General features: G+C 68.4%; 17 protein-coding genes and 1 riboswitch. Of the genes, 4 read left to right on the plus strand and 13 right to left on the minus strand.

The features are described 5' to 3' along the window. Positions 1–92 precede the first annotated feature (92 nt). From ACW7G2_RS05845 to ACW7G2_RS05860, 4 genes are all read left to right on the plus strand, one after another. The gene (locus ACW7G2_RS05845) at positions 93–1,457 is read left to right on the plus strand and encodes a penicillin-binding protein activator (protein ID WP_456973659.1); all 1,365 of its coding nucleotides are present in this window, start codon (positions 93–95) and stop codon (positions 1,455–1,457) included. Beyond that, entirely contained in the window at positions 1,454–1,837 is a 384-nt protein-coding gene (locus ACW7G2_RS05850; protein WP_456973661.1) for a YraN family protein, read from the plus strand. The genes ACW7G2_RS05845 and ACW7G2_RS05850 overlap by 4 nt, the downstream gene beginning before the upstream one ends. Before the next feature lie 102 nt (positions 1,838–1,939). Continuing rightward, positions 1,940–3,244: an APC family permease gene (locus ACW7G2_RS05855; RefSeq protein ID WP_456973663.1), complete on the plus strand. Its 1,305-nt coding sequence runs from the start codon at positions 1,940–1,942 to the stop codon at positions 3,242–3,244. 7 nt (positions 3,245–3,251) lie between these two features. Then, complete coding sequence (locus ACW7G2_RS05860) at positions 3,252–4,406, plus strand: MalY/PatB family protein (RefSeq protein WP_456973665.1); 1,155 nt, start codon at positions 3,252–3,254, stop codon at positions 4,404–4,406. Between the two features lie 27 nt (positions 4,407–4,433). On the opposite strand, the gene ACW7G2_RS05865 is transcribed toward ACW7G2_RS05860, so the two are convergent. From ACW7G2_RS05865 to glyA, 13 genes are all read right to left on the minus strand, one after another. Then, entirely contained in the window at positions 4,434–5,066 is a 633-nt protein-coding gene (locus tag ACW7G2_RS05865; RefSeq protein ID WP_456973667.1) for a hypothetical protein, read from the minus strand. Then, the gene (locus tag ACW7G2_RS05870) at positions 5,063–5,725 is read right to left on the minus strand and encodes a hypothetical protein (RefSeq protein ID WP_456973669.1); all 663 of its coding nucleotides are present in this window, start codon (positions 5,723–5,725) and stop codon (positions 5,063–5,065) included. The genes ACW7G2_RS05865 and ACW7G2_RS05870 overlap by 4 nt, the downstream gene beginning before the upstream one ends. 3 nt (positions 5,726–5,728) lie before the next feature. Beyond that, the gene (locus ACW7G2_RS05875; protein WP_456973671.1) at positions 5,729–6,484 is read right to left on the minus strand and encodes a phosphate/phosphite/phosphonate ABC transporter substrate-binding protein; all 756 of its coding nucleotides are present in this window, start codon (positions 6,482–6,484) and stop codon (positions 5,729–5,731) included. Then, entirely contained in the window at positions 6,481–6,990 is a 510-nt protein-coding gene (locus ACW7G2_RS05880; protein WP_456973673.1) for a PAS domain-containing protein, read from the minus strand. The genes ACW7G2_RS05875 and ACW7G2_RS05880 overlap by 4 nt, the downstream gene beginning before the upstream one ends. 3 nt (positions 6,991–6,993) lie before the next feature. Beyond that, entirely contained in the window at positions 6,994–7,356 is a 363-nt protein-coding gene (locus ACW7G2_RS05885) for a roadblock/LC7 domain-containing protein (RefSeq protein ID WP_456973675.1), read from the minus strand. Positions 7,357–7,480: 124 nt separating this feature from the next. Then, on the minus strand, positions 7,481–8,449 hold the full coding sequence (thiL, locus tag ACW7G2_RS05890) for a thiamine-phosphate kinase (RefSeq protein WP_456973677.1): 969 nt from the start codon (positions 8,447–8,449) through the stop codon (positions 7,481–7,483). A gap of 46 nt (positions 8,450–8,495) precedes the next feature. Next, positions 8,496–8,957 (minus strand): transcription antitermination factor NusB, encoded by a 462-nt coding sequence (gene nusB / locus ACW7G2_RS05895; RefSeq protein ID WP_456973679.1) that lies wholly within the window; start codon positions 8,955–8,957, stop codon positions 8,496–8,498. Then, positions 8,954–9,421 carry a 6,7-dimethyl-8-ribityllumazine synthase gene (gene ribH, locus ACW7G2_RS05900; protein ID WP_456973681.1) on the minus strand — a complete coding sequence of 156 codons (468 nt, stop codon included), beginning with the start codon at positions 9,419–9,421 and terminating at the stop codon, positions 8,954–8,956. The genes nusB and ribH overlap by 4 nt, the downstream gene beginning before the upstream one ends. Positions 9,422–9,496: 75 nt before the next feature. Then, the gene (gene ribB, locus ACW7G2_RS05905; RefSeq protein WP_456973683.1) at positions 9,497–10,600 is read right to left on the minus strand and encodes a 3,4-dihydroxy-2-butanone-4-phosphate synthase; all 1,104 of its coding nucleotides are present in this window, start codon (positions 10,598–10,600) and stop codon (positions 9,497–9,499) included. Between the two features lie 198 nt (positions 10,601–10,798). Continuing rightward, positions 10,799–11,404, minus strand: coding sequence for a riboflavin synthase (locus ACW7G2_RS05910; protein WP_456973685.1), 606 nt, complete (start codon positions 11,402–11,404; stop codon positions 10,799–10,801). A gap of 133 nt (positions 11,405–11,537) precedes the next feature. Then, positions 11,538–11,737: riboswitch (FMN riboswitch) on the minus strand. Between the two features lie 107 nt (positions 11,738–11,844). Continuing rightward, positions 11,845–12,951: a bifunctional diaminohydroxyphosphoribosylaminopyrimidine deaminase/5-amino-6-(5-phosphoribosylamino)uracil reductase RibD gene (gene ribD, locus ACW7G2_RS05915; RefSeq protein WP_456973687.1), complete on the minus strand. Its 1,107-nt coding sequence runs from the start codon at positions 12,949–12,951 to the stop codon at positions 11,845–11,847. Positions 12,952–13,005: 54 nt separating this feature from the next. Next, positions 13,006–13,545, minus strand: a complete 540-nt coding sequence (nrdR, locus tag ACW7G2_RS05920) for a transcriptional regulator NrdR (RefSeq protein WP_456973689.1) — start codon at positions 13,543–13,545, stop codon at positions 13,006–13,008. Between the two features lie 18 nt (positions 13,546–13,563). Continuing rightward, a complete protein-coding gene (gene glyA / locus ACW7G2_RS05925) occupies positions 13,564–14,832 on the minus strand; it encodes a serine hydroxymethyltransferase (protein ID WP_456973691.1) in 1,269 nt (422 codons plus the stop codon). Positions 14,833–14,974: the final 142 nt, after the last annotated feature.

The raw sequence follows: 14,974 nt of genomic DNA on the forward strand, positions 1-14,974 counted from the left end.
ATCGCCTTCATGGGCCGGGCGGCGCCAGACCGGTAGAATCGCGGGCGATATCCCCAATGGACATGGAAACCATGCGCGTACAGGCGATTCGGATGGCCCTCCTCCTGGCAGCCCTGCTGCTGGCCGGCTGTACCTCGGTCCAGGTCAGCGGCCCTGCCGTGCCGGCCCAGCCCGCACATCCCGAACTGGCGGTCGCCACCGAGCTGGCCCGTACCCACCAGTCGCTCAGCGGCGAGGCGCGTGCCGCCAATGCCGGCGATATCGAACGCCTGCTGGCCCAGCTGGACGACGACACCCTGGCCCGCGGCGCCGCGGCGCTGGCGGAAGGCGATCCGCTGTACAGCTTCGTCGGCAGGGCCCTGATGGCCCGCGGCCTGCCGCTTCCGCGCCCGTTCGATCTGTCCCTGCTTTGGAACGTACAGGCGGGCAACCGTCCGCCCGCCGATCACGACGGTTACCGGCCGCCGTTGCGGTTGGCGGTCCTGCTGCCGCTGTCAGGCAGCCCTGCCGCCGCCGCTTCGCCGGTGCGGGACGGTCTGCTGGCCGGCTATTACGGCGAGCGCCGCGCGCGGCCGGAAGTGGTGTTCTACGACACCATGGGCACGCCTTCCGGCGCCGTGGGTGCCTATGCACGGGCAGTGGCGGAAGGCTCCGATTACGTGCTCGGCCCGCTGACCCGTGGCGGGGTGGCCGCGGTGCTGGCCGACCCGGCGCGGCTGTCGGTCCCGGTGCTGGCACTCAACCGCGCCGGTGACGAAACTCCCACCGGCAGCTTCAGCTTCGCCATGGCACCGGAGGACGACGGCATTGCCGCCGCCAACCACCTGCTGGGGCAAAACGTGCAACGGGTACTGGTGCTCAGCGGTGGCGATGACAGCGCCCGTCGCAGCGTGGAGGCGTTCCGCCGCCAGCTTGAAGCAGGTGGCGGCCAGGTGAGCGATCTGCTGGTGGTGATCGGTGAAACCCCGCCCGACATGGTCGAAGCCCTGCGCAACGCGATGCTGAAGGAGGAAGGCGCCCAGGCGGTGTTCCTGGCCCTGCGCGGCAGTGAGGCCCGGGCCATCGCGCCCCAGCTTGTGGAAGCCGGCTACGCGACCCGCCCGCGCGTCGGCACCTCGCAGCTGTTCGCCAGCGGCAACACCCAGAGTGACGCGGCGCTGGACGGCATCGCCTTCCCCACCGAGCGCTGGGCTTCCAGCGGGGTGGCCGGCCTGCCGATGGCATCGACCGTGGCGTCCACCCTGCCCACGGCCCGCGGGCCAGCGCAGCGGTTGTTCTCGTTCGGCTACGACGCCTGGCTGTTGACCGCCTTCATGGAGCGCCTGGTCACCGGCACCGACGCCGAGCTGCGCGGCGCCACCGGCACGCTGCGCATAGACGGCTTCGGCAACATCCAGCGCACCCCGGCCTGGGCCACTTTCAGCGGCGGCCACGTAGTGCCGCTGGGCGGCGGTTGAGCAGCACCCGTGCACGCGGCGCGGTCGTGGAAGCGGCCGCCCGCGAGCACATGATCACTGCCGGGCTGCGCCCGGTGGCCGCCAACGCCAACTACCGGCTGGGCGAGCTGGACCTGGTGATGCTGGACCGCGAGCGTTCCGGCACTTCAATCCTTGTCTTCGTGGAGGTCCGCTACCGGCGTTCCTCCGGCTACGGCGGCGGCGCCGACTCCGTGGACTGGCGCAAGCAGCGCCGGATCATCCGCGCTGCCCAGCTGTTCCTGCTCGCGCACCGGCAGTACGCGGACGTGCCCTGCCGCTTTGACGTGATTGATGCCTGCGGCGATCCGGATGCGCCCACGCTGGACTGGATCCGCGACGCGTTCCGCGTGGACGGCTGAGCCCCAGGGGCTGCCTTCCTTCTTCACAACTGTGCCTACAATGTCGCCGATCCGAATACAGGCCAGGCGCATGATCCTTTCCGTACCGGTTACCGGCATCGCATGAGCAGCACCCAGGGGGAGAACAGGCCGCAGCCGGCACTGCTGCGCGCAGTCGGTCGCTGGCAGGTGGTGGGCCTGTCGATCAACGATGTGGTGGGCAGCGGCATCTACCTGCTGCCGGCGGCGGCATTCGCCATGCTGGGTTCTTTCAGCATCTGGGCGGTGTTGTTGGCAGGCATCACGGTGGGGCTGCTGGTGCTGTGCTACGCCAAGGCCTCCAGTTACTTCGACCAGCCCGGCGGCAGCTACCTGTACGCGCGGGAGGCGTTCGGGCCGTTCGTCGGCTTCCAGATCGGCTGGACCATCTGGCTGACCCGGGTGGTGGTGGCTGCATCGCTGAGCAACGGCCTGGCCGATGCCATCGCCCGCTTCTGGGAGCCCGCGGCCACGGCCGGGCCAGGCCGCACCGCAGTGATCGCCGGCTCGCTGCTGATGCTGACCACCATCAACATCATCGGCGTGAGCTGGGCCGCACGCGCGGCGGTGGTGCTGGTGGTGTGCAAGCTGGTGCCGCTGCTGCTGTTTATTTTCATCGGCCTGTTCCATATGGACTGGGGCCTGGCCTTCGGCGGGCCGGGGCCGCAGGACTATGGCCAACTGGGCGAGGCCGCGCTGCTGCTGCTGTTCGCCTACGCCGGCTTCGAGAACGTGCCGGCGGCGGCGGGCGAGTACCACAGCCCCAAGCGCAACGTGCCCTTCGCACTGCTGACCATGATCGTGGTGGTGACCCTGGTCTATGCCGCGGTGCAGATGGTGGCCCAGGGCCTGCTGCCGGACCTGGCCTCCTCCGCATCGCCGCTGGCGGACGCCGCGGCAATGTTCGGTGGCGAGGGCATGGCCTTCGTGCTCACCGTGGGCGCGGCGCTGTCGATCCTGGGCACCAACAACAACACGATGCTGCTCGGGCCACGCTTCCTGCACACGCTGGCGGCGGACGGCTACGGACCGCGTTACCTCGCCTCCATCCATCCGCGGTTCCGCACCCCGGCGGCGGCCATTGCCACCCAGTTCGTGCTGGCGCTGGCACTGGCACTTACCGGTTCGTTCGTGGCCCTGGCAGTGCTGTCGATGGTCACCCGCCTGCTGGGATACATCGCCACCGCGGCGAGCGTGCTGGTACTGCGGCGCCGTTACGGCGATCCGGCAGACGGGTTCCATCTTCCCGGTGGACCGGTGATCCCGGTGCTGGCCCTGGTCTTGTCGGTGATCCTGCTGTTCAGTGCCAGCACGACCAACCTGCTGGCAGCCGTCGGTGCGATCGGCATCGGCACCCTGTTCTACCTTTCCCGCCGCCGCATCCGCTGACAATGCCATGAGCCACGAGGCCTACGACGCCCTGACTGTGGAACAGCTGCGCGACAGCGGCGCGCTGAAGTGGAATGCGTTTCCGGACTGCATCGGCGCCTTCGTGGCGGAGATGGACTTCGGCACGGCGCCGGTGGTGATGGCTGCGGTGCGCGAAGCGCTTGATCGCGGCCAGATCGGCTATCTCGGCGACAGCCTGGTCACCGGACTGGCCGACGCCTGCAGCAACTGGCACCGCGACCGCTACGGATGGGCGCCCGATCCCGCGTGGATCCAGCCCCTGCCCGACGTGCTCACCGGCCTGGAACTGGCCCTGCGCCACCTGCTGCCCCAGGGGGTCAAAGTTGTACTGCCCACGCCCAACTACATGCCGTTCCTGCCGCTGCTGCGCATGCTGGGGCACGAGGTGGTGCAGGTGCCGATGCGGCAGACTGCCGACAGCTGGGAGTTTGATTTCGATGCGCTCGAGGCCGCCTTCTCCGCCGGCGGCGGGCTGCTGATCCTGTGCAATCCGCACAACCCGCTCGGCCGCGTATTCACCCGCAAGGAATTGAAGCAGCTGAGCGATATCGCTGGCCGCCATGGCGTACGGGTCTTCAGTGACGAGATCCACGCTCCGCTGACCTTCGCCCCGCATCGGCACATCCCCTACGCCTCGATCAGCGAGGCCGCCGCGCAGCAGGCCATCACCGCTACTTCGGCATCCAAGGGGTGGAACCTGGCCGGCCTCAAGTGTGCGCAGCTGATCCTCAGCAACCCGGAAGACCTCGCCGCCTGGCGGCACATGCATCCGCTGGCCGGGCACGCCACCGCAACTCTGGGGGTGATTGCCAACACCGCGGCCTATCGGCATGGCGGGGCCTGGCTGGATTCGGTGATCGATTACCTGGAAGGCAACCGCCAGCTTTTGTCCGCCACGTTGGCGGCGGACATGCCGGGGATCGGGTACACCGCGCCAGAGGGCACCTACCTCGCATGGCTGGACTGCCGGCCGCTGAAGCTGGAAGGCCCGGCCCGGCGTCTGTTCCACCGCGCCGGCGTGGCACTGACCGACGGCGCCGACTGCGGCGAGGCCGGCACCGGCTTCGTCCGTTTCAACTTCGCCCTGCCCCGCCCCATCCTGGGCGAGGCGCTGGCGTGCATGGTCCGGGCCATCGCCTGAGCCGTTGCCGCTCTGCCCGACGCGACCTTACTGCGGCGGCTGGAACCGGTTCGCAGCCAGGCGGATGCTCCACACCAGCTCCACCATTGCCAGATTGTTGAGCAGCGGTTCGCCGGCAACGATCAGCCAGTAGCCGCTTCCATCCACCCAGAACGGCACGAACGACCAGTCGGGAAGCAGCAGGTGGCTGTCGGAGAAGAACGAAACATGGCGCTCGGCACCGCGCCAGCCGCGCGCGCTCTGGCGCCGGGCAAATGCTGAAAAGTCCGCTGCCGCCACGCTCAGCGCGTCGGCCTCATCCTGATCCACTCCACTTTGCCCCAGGCAGAAGCCACCGTCGGAGGCCAGTACCGCGCGACGCTCGCCCGACAGCGGCGCAATCACATGGCGGGCAAAGTCGTCCAGGCGCACGTCGGGGCCGGGCACCTGGCGGCGCAAGACATTCAACCAGCCTTCGGCGCGGGCACGTTCGAACAGTGCCTCAACCTCCCCGACGCCTGCGCGCGCAGCACCGGCAGCCCACTCGGCGGCCGCGAGCGCGTGGTTGCCCGCAACCAGGGTCTGCAGCGCGGACTGCTCCGCATCGGGTTCACTGTTGGCAAAGGCGTGCAGCACCCCCGTGGGGGTGAGCATGAGCCAGGTATCTGCTTGCAGGGTCATGGCGTTGCTGTCTCCATTCCTTCGATGGCGGCGGCCTGGCCGAAACTCCTCTGCTGGTCACCGAACGCGTCGCGCGCCCCGAGCCAGGCGGCCACCCTCCCCCAGCGTCCGTCCACTTCAATCCCGGCCTTGCGCACCCCGCGCATGGCCAGCATGAAGGCCAGCTTGTCCTGGCAGGAGATGCAGTGGCCGAGGAATTCGGCCTCGATGCGGGCGGCTTCCACCAGTTCACCGTCGTACAGCGCCTGCACCACTTCCTCCGCCAACCTGCGCGAATCGTCCCGACCACCGCGGCGCACGCGGGCCGGCACATCGGCACTGGGCTGCACCAGCACGCTCCAGCGGGTGGCCAGCGGAGTGATGGATGGCAGCGGCGCATGGCCCCCCGCGTGGCGGGTAAAGGCATCGACCGAGTACGGATCCAGTCGTTCCACCGCCAGCTGCAAGGCGGCCTTGCGCAGCGTCGCGCTGTTGTCCACGCGCACGGAAAAGAAATCGGCGAGCACGCCCTGCACCGGCTCCGACCCCGGGAGCTGCAGCGCGACCTGCAGCCGGGCCAGGTGCATGGGGACATCGTGAGGGGCTTGCAGCACTGCGCGCCCGTGGGCCCGCAGCGCGCGCCGCGCATCCAGTCCTGCAGCGAGGGAGGCGTCGTCCATGGATCAGTCCCGCAGGGTATCCATGAGGTCGATCATGAATTCCACGTCCTCGGCCTCCATCGCCTCGAAGCCCTGCCGGAAGCCAAGCGCCTCGAGCACTTCGGCGGCACCAACGTCATCCTCCCCGCGGATCCCCAGCAGGGCCTCGCGCAGCACCGGCAGGTCCTTGTCGATCCGCGGGTGCGACAGCAGCACATGGGTGATGTCGCGCAGCTGGCTTTCAACCAGCACCTTCATGCGGGACAGTGTGAGGCGGGAGAAGCTGTGGAAGGCGTCGGCAAGGAAGAAGCCTGCATCCACCTGGCCGGAGAGCACCTGACGCGCCACCGCCTGGTAGCTGTCGGCCACGTGCCACTGGACATCGGCTTCGGTCATATCGGCCGGTTCCAGCAGGCGCAGGCCGATCAGCTTGACGTCGACGTTTCCGGTCAGCGCGATCGAGGCACCGGGCTTGAGGTCTTCCACGCTGGACAGGGGTGAATCGGCCGCAGTGGCAATCACCATTTCGTCCGGGCACCCGACCGGCCGTGCGAATGCCCGGTAGCCCTGCCCCCGCACCAGCGCCGCCGCGTCGAACGGGTTGGCATACACCAGATCGACTTCCTTTTCGGCCAGCATCGCCTCCTGTTCGGCGCGGTCCGCCGGCATCAGCAGATGGATGCCAATGCTTGAGCGCCGCTGCAGCAGGGTGTTGAACATGTACCAGCCGGAGAACCGGTCAGGCGGGAAGTCCGGGGCCACCAGGAAATTGAAGGTCATGCCGCGGCCTCCTCTGCCAGCCACTGCCGGTAGAGCGGCAGCACCTCTTCGATCTTCCTGCGCGAGGGCTTGCGCCGCACCGAGGTGTAGCCCACCACCTTGCCGTCGCGCACGTTGGCAATCACCGTGGCGTAGACCCAGTAGTACGAGCCGTCCTTGCGCAGGTTCTTGACGTAACCGTTCCACTTGTTGCCCGCGCTGACCGTCTCCCACAGGTCCTTGAAGGCCGCCTTGGGCATCTCCGGATGGCGCAGCACGCAGTGCGGCACGCCGATCAGTTCTTCGCGCGTGTAGCCGCTCATCTCGACGAAGGCGGCATTGGCATGGGTGATCGCCCCTGCCAGATTGGTGCGCGAGACGATCAGCTTGCCGCTGGGGAATGGTTCCTCGCGGTCGTTCCAGTAGACCTCACGCTGGCTGCCATCGTGATAAACAGACGTGGCCGTGGTCTGGGCATCGCCCTCGGCCGGCGGTGACATTTGCGGGATCGGAAGAATGCTGGTCATGGATCAGATGATCTTGCTCAGCGCCTGCGCGGCACGCTTGATGTCAAGAAAGATCAGGCCGAGCTTGGCGTTCGGCCGGGCCAGCACGGTCAGCACGGCTTCCTCGCCGGCCGAGGTCATGATCACGTAGCCCTCTTCGCCCTGGACCAGGACGCGATCGAGCTTGCCGCGGGCCAGCTCGCGCGCGGTGCGCTCACCCATGGACAGCAGCGCGGCGGACATCGCGCCCACGCGGTCTTCGTCCATGCCCTGCGGCATCGCCGAGGACATCATCAATCCGTCGACGGAGATCAGCGCGGAGGCTTCGATATCGGAAGTGGATCCATTCAGATCCACCAGCATTTTCTGGAACTGGTCGGTACGCATGGCGTGGGGGCCTGTGGGAGCTGCCGTAATCCGGCGAGGCGGTCATGCTAGAAGCCGCCCGATGCGAACGCATTGATCACAATCAGGGAAAATCCGGCCTGGTTGTGCAAGCCTTGCTTCGTACTCAGCTGGAAAAATGGACGTAGCCGGAGCGCGGCGGCGTCCATTCCACGCCGTCCGCGTCCCAGGCCTGCAGCCCCGTGCTGGCATGGATGGATCCGATCCGGGTCACTGCCACGTCTGCGGCGGCGGCGGCCGCAGCCACTGCTTCCCGGCGCGCGGGCGGAGCGGTGAAGCACAGTTCGTAATCATCCCCGCCACTTGCCTGCAGGGCCCGGCGCAGGCCGGCGCCCAGGCCCAGCGCATCCAGCGCCGCGGAAGATGGCAGCGCATCCACGTTGATGCGGGCGGCAACGTTGCTGGCAGCACACACGTGGCCCAGGTCAGCCAGCAGGCCATCTGACACATCGATGCACGCGTTGGCTACCCCCGCCAGCGCCTGGCCCAGGGCCACGCGGGGTTCGGGGCGATCGAGCCGTGCGCGCAGCGCGGCTGCCACGGCAGCAGGCGGTGCGTTCGTTCCATCTGCGGAGATCAGGGCAAGCGCCGCTGCGGCATCACCCAGCTGGCCGCTGACCCAGACGTCGTCACCATCGCGCGCATCATTGCGCCGCAGCGCAGATCCCGGCGCGACCAGGCCGTGCGCGGTGACGCCGATCGACAGCGGCCCGCGGGTGGTATCGCCGCCCACCAGCGCCACGTTATGCATCGCCGCAAGGCCCAGGAACCCATCCAGAAAGGCGTCCACCCAGCTCTCGTCTGACGTGGGCAGCGACAGCGACAGCAGGCACCAGACGGGCACGGCCCCCATGGCGGCAAGATCGGACAGGTTGACCGCCAGTGCCTTCCAGCCAATGTCGCCGGGGACACTGTCCTGCGGAAAATGCACGCCGGCGTTGAGGGTGTCCGCGGTAACCGCCAGCTGCATGCCAGCGGGCGGCTGCAACAGGGCGCAATCGTCGCCGATGCCCAGCACCACATCGGCGCGGGCCGCGGCACGGGCGCGAATACGAGCGATCAGATCGAATTCCACCGCCTGCCCTCCCTCCAACTGCCGCCAGCGGCGGCAGGCACTGACCTCAGCGGCGTGGCGCCTGCGCCTCGGCCGCGCGCCACTGGGCCGAAGCCTGGTCCAGCACGCCGTTGACGTAGGTATAGCCGTGCTCGGAACCGAAGCGCTTGACCGTGCGCAGCGCCTCGTCGATCACCACCCGGTACGGAACATCCAGGCGATGCTGCAGCTCGTAGGCGGCAATGCGCAGCATGGCCCGCTCGATCTGGTCCACCTCTTCCACCTTCCGGTCCAGGAACGGCTGCAGCGAGGCATCCAGCTCGGCCTGGTGGGTCAACACGCCGCGCACCAGATCCTCGAAGTACTCCAGATCGGCGACTTCGTGGGCCTGCTCATGGGCGAACTGGGCGATCACCTCTTGGCTGCGTCCGCCCGCCACCTGCCAGGTGTAGATGGCCTGCAGCGCGCGCCGGCGGGCGCGGGTGCGCTGGGCGGGATCCACCCCATCGGGACGACGTGGCCGGTTCATGCCAGCTTCTCCATCAGTTCCGCCATCTCGATCACCACCAGTGCAGCCTCCTCGCCCTTGTTGCCGTGGGAGCCGCCAGCGCGGCGCTCCGCATCTTCCGCGTCTTCCACCGCCAGCACGCCGTTGGCCACGGTGACCCCGGTATCCAGCGCGACCCGCATCAGCCCTTCGCTGCAGCCGTCGGCCACCTGCTCGTAGTGGCGGGTGTCGCCGCGGATCACGCAGCCAAGTGCCACCACGCCCGCATAGCCGCCGGAAGCGGCCAGCCGCTTGGCGGCCATCGGGATTTCCCAGGCTCCAGGCACCCGGACCACGTCCACCGCTTCTTCGTCCACGCCGTTGGCGGCGAATGCCCGACGCGCCCCGGCGACCAGGGTATCGGTGATGCGGGGGTTCCAGCGACTGGCGATGATCACAAAGCGTGCGCCGGGAGGGGCGCGCAGGTCGCCTTCGTAGTGGGTCATGCTGATACGGCTCCGGAAGGGGGGATCAAGTCTAGTGCATGGGCCGGCCGGGGCCGGCGGCGGCATGGGTTCCGGTTATGCCGGATCCACGTATTCAACCACCTCCAGACCGAAGCCCGGCAGCCCCACCTGCTTGCGTGCGGTGCCCATTGCGCGCAGGCGTCCAAAGCCCAGGTCCGACAGGATCTGGCTGCCGGCACCGTTGCGGCGCCACTCGGTCAGGTCGCTGCCACGCGTTGTGCCCGATGGCTCCGGGGTCTGGCGGATGCGCGCCAGCAGCGCATCGGCATCGGCGCGCTCTTCCAGCAGTACCAGCGCGCCGCTCGGCTCGGCGGCCAGCAACTCGAGCACCCCGCCCACGCTGGGGCCGAAATCGGCCCGCTGCCAGTGCAGCGCGTCAGCCAGCTGGTTCAGCGGCTGCACCCGCACCAGCGCGACATGTTCCGGATCGGGGGTGCCACGCACCAGGGCAAAGTGCAGCCCGTGGCTGAGCTGGTCGCGGTAGGTCACCAGCCGGAATGGACCATGAGGAGTCTGGATCTCACGATCGTCCATCCGCTGCACGGTGTGCTCGGTGGCCAGGCGGTAGCGGATCAGCTCTTCGATCGAGCCCATCTTGAGGCCGTGTTCGCGGGCGAACACTTCCAGCTCCGGGCGCCGGGCCATGGTGCCGTCGGGGTTGAGGATTTCGACCAGCACGCCAGCCGGCTCAAGGCCCGCCAGCATGGCCAGGTCTACGGCAGCCTCGGTGTGGCCAGCGCGGTTCAGCACTCCGCCCGGCTGCGCAGCCAGCGGGAAGATGTGGCCCGGCTGGGCAAGGTCGGCCGGCACAGCGTTGGGCTTGACCGCGGTGCGCACGGTGTGGGCGCGATCGTAGGCGGAAATGCCGGTGGTCACGCCCTCGGCCGCCTCGATGCTGACGGTGAAGTTGGTGTGGTGCGAGGAAGTGTTGTCACGCACCATCGGCGGCAGGCCCAGCTGGGCGCAGCGCTCGCGGGTCAGCGACAGGCACACCAGGCCGCGGGCGTGGGTGACCATGAAGTTGATATCGGAAGGCCGCACCAGTTCGGCGGCCATGATCAGGTCACCCTCGTTCTCGCGGTCTTCGTCGTCGACGATGACGACCATGCGGCCGGCGCGGAGTTCTTCTAGCAGTTCAGGGATCGGGGAGAAGGGCATATCAGGTCTCGAGTCGGGTCGTTAAGGGGGATCGTGGGCCCGGGGGCTGGGGCACGCTGGCGGATCATTCGTAGGAGCGCGCCATGCGCGCGAAGTCGCGTGAATCCGGGCGGCATGCCGAGGCGTCGAAACCTGCGCGGTGGCCGACGGCACGCTTCAATGCCAGGCGTCACGCGGTTTCGCGCGCATGGCGCGCTCCTACGGGGGAGGCTGCGGGGCGGACATCAGGCGCTCGACGTAGCGGGCGATCAGGTCCACCTCCAGATTGACCGGATCGCCGATGCCGGTGCTGGAAAAACGGGTGTGCTCCACGGTGTGCGGAACCAGTGCCACTTCAAAGCCGGAATCGTCCACGCCGTTGACGGTCAGGCTGACGCCGTCCACGCAGATCGAGCCCTTCATGGCCACATAGCGGAGCACGGCGGGCGGTGCGGTGAAGCGCCAGCGCTGGGCGCGGGCGTCCGGTTCAATCCGGTCCACGTGCCCCACGCCGTCCACATGACCGCTGACCAGGTGCCCGCCCAGGCGGTCATCCGGCCGCATGGCGCGCTCAAGGTTCAGCGCGGCACCCTGCGACAGTCCGCCCAGGGTGGTCAGCGCCAGGGTTTCGTTGGACACATCGGCCTGGAACGAGGCCGCGTCGAACGCCACCACGGTCAGGCAGACACCGTTGACGGCGATGCTCTCGCCCAGCTGCACCGCTTCGAACGGAAGGGTGCCGGCCTCCACCACCAGGCGCACATCGCCGCCGCGCGGTTCCCGGGCAGCCAGGCGGCCGACTCCCTCGATGATTCCGGTGAACATCAGGCGCACCCCTGCCCGCCCGGACGGGGCGCAATGAAAACACTGGAGAAGATGGAACAGGACATGGCGTTTCCCGCATTGGTGGCGAAAAACGTCCCGGGCGCAGGACACGCGCGCGGCTCACGGCCGCACGAATGGTCTTCTTTCATCCGGACTGTGGGGAACCGGTGCCGGGCATTGCCCACCGCCGCTTCCCGGACCGTCGGCTCCGGCATTGGACCGGATCTGCTGACCCTGCGGTTTGCACCACAGGCGCTCGCGGGCTTGCGGGACGCCGTTCCGGCCGCCGCGCCTACCGCCGGTGGGGACTTCCACCCCGCCCTGAAGACGTTTCTGGTTGGTTTGAGTGCCGGCGAACCGGCAGCGGAATTCTACCATCCGAGCCCGACGCCCGGCCCGGAACGCCGCGTTCCGCCCGCAGCCCCCCCGGGCGTAGGAGCTCAGGGCCCGCCTTGCGGCACGGGCCGCAGGCGGATGCGCAGGTCGTCGCCGAGCTTGCGGGTCTCGGCGGCGCGCAGGCAGTAGCGGTGGGCCATGTCTTCCACCTTCAGCCCGGCAAACAGCGGCCGTGCACTGTCGCCCAACAGCACCGGGGCCACATAGAGCAGCAGCTCATCCACCAGCCCCGCCGACAGCAGCGCCCCGGCCAGGGTGGCGCCGGCTTCCACGTGCACCTCGTTGACCCCGCGCTCCACCAGCAGCTGCAGCACGGCGTTCAGGTCCAGCATGCCGTTGTTCATCGGCACCGCCGCCCGGGGCGCAGACATGTCGCGCGGCGGCTTTACGTCGGGGGCGTGCAGGTACAGGGTGGGCGCATCGCCCTCGCGCACCCGGCCGCGGGCCACCGTGGCCAGGCCCGGATCCAGCACCACGCGGATGGGCGCCACGAACGGCGTGTCATCACCCAGGCGCACGGTCAGCTGCGGATCGTCGGCCAGGATGGTGCCGGCGCCGGTAAGGATGGCGCCGGCACGGGCGCGCCAGCGATGGCCGTCCACCCGCGCGGCCTCGCCGGTGATCCACTTGGATTCGCCGCTGGCCAGCGCGGTGCGCCCGTCCAGGCTCATCGCCAGCTTCACCCGCACCCAGGGACGACCCCGCTCAATGCGGGAAACAAAGCCGATGTTGAGCTCGCGCGCCTGCGCTTCCATCAGTCCTGAGACGGTTTCGATCCCGGCGGCCTGGAGACGCCCGAAACCCTTGCCGTCCACCTGCGGGAAAGGATCGCGCATGGCCGCCACCACCCGCACCACGCCCGCGGCCACCAGCGCATCAGCGCACGGGCCGGTATGTCCGGTATGGGCGCAGGGTTCAAGGGTCACGTAGGCGGTGGCGCCCCGGGCGCGCTCGCCGGCGGCCTCCAGGGCCAGCGCCTCGGCGTGCGCCTCGCCCTGGCGCTGGTGCCAGCCTTCCCCCACCACTTCACCGTCGCGGACCAGCACGCAGCCCACCATCGGATTGGGCTTGGTGGTGTACAGGCCGCGCTCGGCCAGGCGCAGCGCGCGCGCCATCATCTCGTGGTCGATCGCACTGAATTGATTGGTCATGGAAACAGCCTTTTGCCCCGGATCAGAAAGGTCATTGCGGTGCGGCGCGTGCCCTCAGCGCTTGCGCCCCTTGGCGGCACCGGGGTCGGCAGGTAGAACTTCGCCCCCTACTCCCGGCAGCGGCAGCTGGCCTTCGTCAGGCAGCTCGCGCTCCAGCCGGTCCAGCTCGTGGCGGAAATCGGCCACGTCCTGGAACGAGCGGTACACCGAGGCGAAGCGCACGAAGCCGATATGGTCGAGCTTGCGCAGCTCAGCGATCACGAACTCGCCGATCCGCCGCGACGGCACCTCGCGTTCAGTGGTCATGCGCAGCTGATGCACCACTGCCCGCACCGACGCTTCCACCTGCTCTTCCGGCACCGGGCGCTTGTGTAGCGCCCGGTCGAAACTCTGCCGCAACTTGCGCGTTTCAAACGCCTCCCTGCGGCCATCGCTCTTGATCACCGCAGGCAATTTGAGCTCGATGGTCTCCAGGGTGGAGAAGCGCTCGCCACAGGCCTCGCACTCACGCCTGCGGCGGATGGTGGCCCCATCCTCCGAGGCGCGCGAGTCGATCACCCGGGTATCAACGTGCTGGCAGAAGAGGCAGTGCATCAGGCCCGCCGGGCGGGATCAGCCGTACACCGGATATTTGCGGCACTGCGCGGTGACCTGGTCACGCACCCGGGCGATGACTTCCTCATCCGCCGGCGCGTCCAGCACATCGCACATCCAGTTGGCAAGATCCACGCAGTCCTGCTCGTTGTAGCCGCGGGTTGTCACTGCCGGCGTGCCGATACGCAGGCCCGAAGTGACGAACGGCTTCTCCGGATCGTTCGGCACCGCGTTCTTGTTGACCGTGATGTGGGCCCGGCCCAGCGCCTCCTCGGCGGCCTTGCCGGTGATGCCCTTGCCGATCATGTCCACCAGCATCAGGTGGTTCTCGGTGCCGCCGGACACGATCCGGTAGCCGCGCTCGATGATCGTCTTCGCCATGGCCTGGGCGTTGTTCACCACCTGCTGCTGGTAGGTCTTGAACTCCGGCTCCAGCGCCTCCTTGAAGGCCACCGCCTTGGCCGCGATCACGTGCATCAGCGGCCCACCCTGCAGGCCCGGGAACACGATCGACTGCAGCTTCTTGCACATGTCGTCGTACATCTCGCCCGCGCCTTCGCGGCTGGCGACGATGATGCCGCCGCGCGGTCCGCGCAGGGTCTTGTGGGTGGTGGAGGTGACCACGTGCGCGTGCGGCACCGGGTTGGGATACACGCCGGCGGCGATCAGCCCGGCCACGTGGGCCATGTCGACGAAGAAGATCGCGCCAACCTTGTCGGCGATAGCGCGCATGCGCGCCCAGTCGATCACCTGCGAGTAGGCGGAAAACCCGGCGATCAGCATTTTCGGCTTGTGCTCGACCGCCTGCTTCTCGACCTCGTCGTAGTCGATCAGCCCGGCGTCGTCCACGCCGTACTGCACGGCGTTGAACAGCTTGCCGCTGATATTGGGCTTGGCGCCGTGGGTCAGATGGCCGCCGTGCGCCAGCGACATGCCCAGGATGGTGTCGCCCGGCGAGAGCATCGACAGGTACACCGCCTGGTTGGCCTGCGAACCCGAGTGCGGCTGCACGTTGCCATAGTCGGCGCCAAACAGCTCCTTGATGCGGTCGATCGCCAGCTGCTCGGCTACGTCCACGTACTCGCAGCCACCGTAGTAGCGCCGGCCCGGATAGCCTTCCGCGTACTTGTTGGTCAGCTTCGACCCCTGCGCTTCCATCACCCGCGGGCTGGCGTAGTTTTCCGAAGCGATCAGCTCGACATGGTCCTCCTGCCGCCGACCCTCATCCGCGATGGCCGCGGCCAGCTCCGGGTCGTAACCTTCGATGCGCGCGTCTTTGGGAAACATTCAACTTCTCCTGGTCGGGGCGGGGGGAATGGACTGATTGTAGCTTTTCGGCCGCTGCGGGCGGCGCCCGCCCGGCCGCGATCGGCCCGGTTGTGATACCTGCGGCCCGACCCCAGTTATAATGTCCAGATCCTGACACCAT

The sequence above is a fragment of the Luteimonas sp. A277 genome (assembly GCF_054052045.1).

Bases quoted from the DNA above. Each gene is read 5' to 3' on its own strand.
- ACW7G2_RS05885 (WP_456973675.1), bottom strand. From the start codon at position 7,356: ATGCGTACCGACCAGTTCCAGAAAATGCTGGTGGATCTGAATGGATCC.
- glyA (WP_456973691.1), bottom strand. From the start codon at position 14,832: ATGTTTCCCAAAGACGCGCGCATCGAAGGTTACGACCCGGAGCTGGCC.
- nusB (WP_456973679.1), bottom strand. From the start codon at position 8,957: ATGAACCGGCCACGTCGTCCCGATGGGGTGGATCCCGCCCAGCGCACC.
- ribB (WP_456973683.1), bottom strand. From the start codon at position 10,600: ATGCCCTTCTCCCCGATCCCTGAACTGCTAGAAGAACTCCGCGCCGGC.
- ribH (WP_456973681.1), bottom strand. From the start codon at position 9,421: ATGACCCACTACGAAGGCGACCTGCGCGCCCCTCCCGGCGCACGCTTT.
- ACW7G2_RS05865 (WP_456973667.1), bottom strand. From the start codon at position 5,066: ATGACCCTGCAAGCAGATACCTGGCTCATGCTCACCCCCACGGGGGTG.
- ACW7G2_RS05855 (WP_456973663.1), top strand. From the start codon at position 1,940: ATGAGCAGCACCCAGGGGGAGAACAGGCCGCAGCCGGCACTGCTGCGC.
- ACW7G2_RS05860 (WP_456973665.1), top strand. From the start codon at position 3,252: ATGAGCCACGAGGCCTACGACGCCCTGACTGTGGAACAGCTGCGCGAC.
- ACW7G2_RS05845 (WP_456973659.1), top strand. From the start codon at position 93: ATGGCCCTCCTCCTGGCAGCCCTGCTGCTGGCCGGCTGTACCTCGGTC.
- ACW7G2_RS05870 (WP_456973669.1), bottom strand. From the start codon at position 5,725: ATGGACGACGCCTCCCTCGCTGCAGGACTGGATGCGCGGCGCGCGCTG.
- ACW7G2_RS05910 (WP_456973685.1), bottom strand. From the start codon at position 11,404: ATGTTCACCGGAATCATCGAGGGAGTCGGCCGCCTGGCTGCCCGGGAA.
- ACW7G2_RS05880 (WP_456973673.1), bottom strand. From the start codon at position 6,990: ATGACCAGCATTCTTCCGATCCCGCAAATGTCACCGCCGGCCGAGGGC.
- ribD (WP_456973687.1), bottom strand. From the start codon at position 12,951: ATGACCAATCAATTCAGTGCGATCGACCACGAGATGATGGCGCGCGCG.
- ACW7G2_RS05875 (WP_456973671.1), bottom strand. From the start codon at position 6,484: ATGACCTTCAATTTCCTGGTGGCCCCGGACTTCCCGCCTGACCGGTTC.
- nrdR (WP_456973689.1), bottom strand. From the start codon at position 13,545: ATGCACTGCCTCTTCTGCCAGCACGTTGATACCCGGGTGATCGACTCG.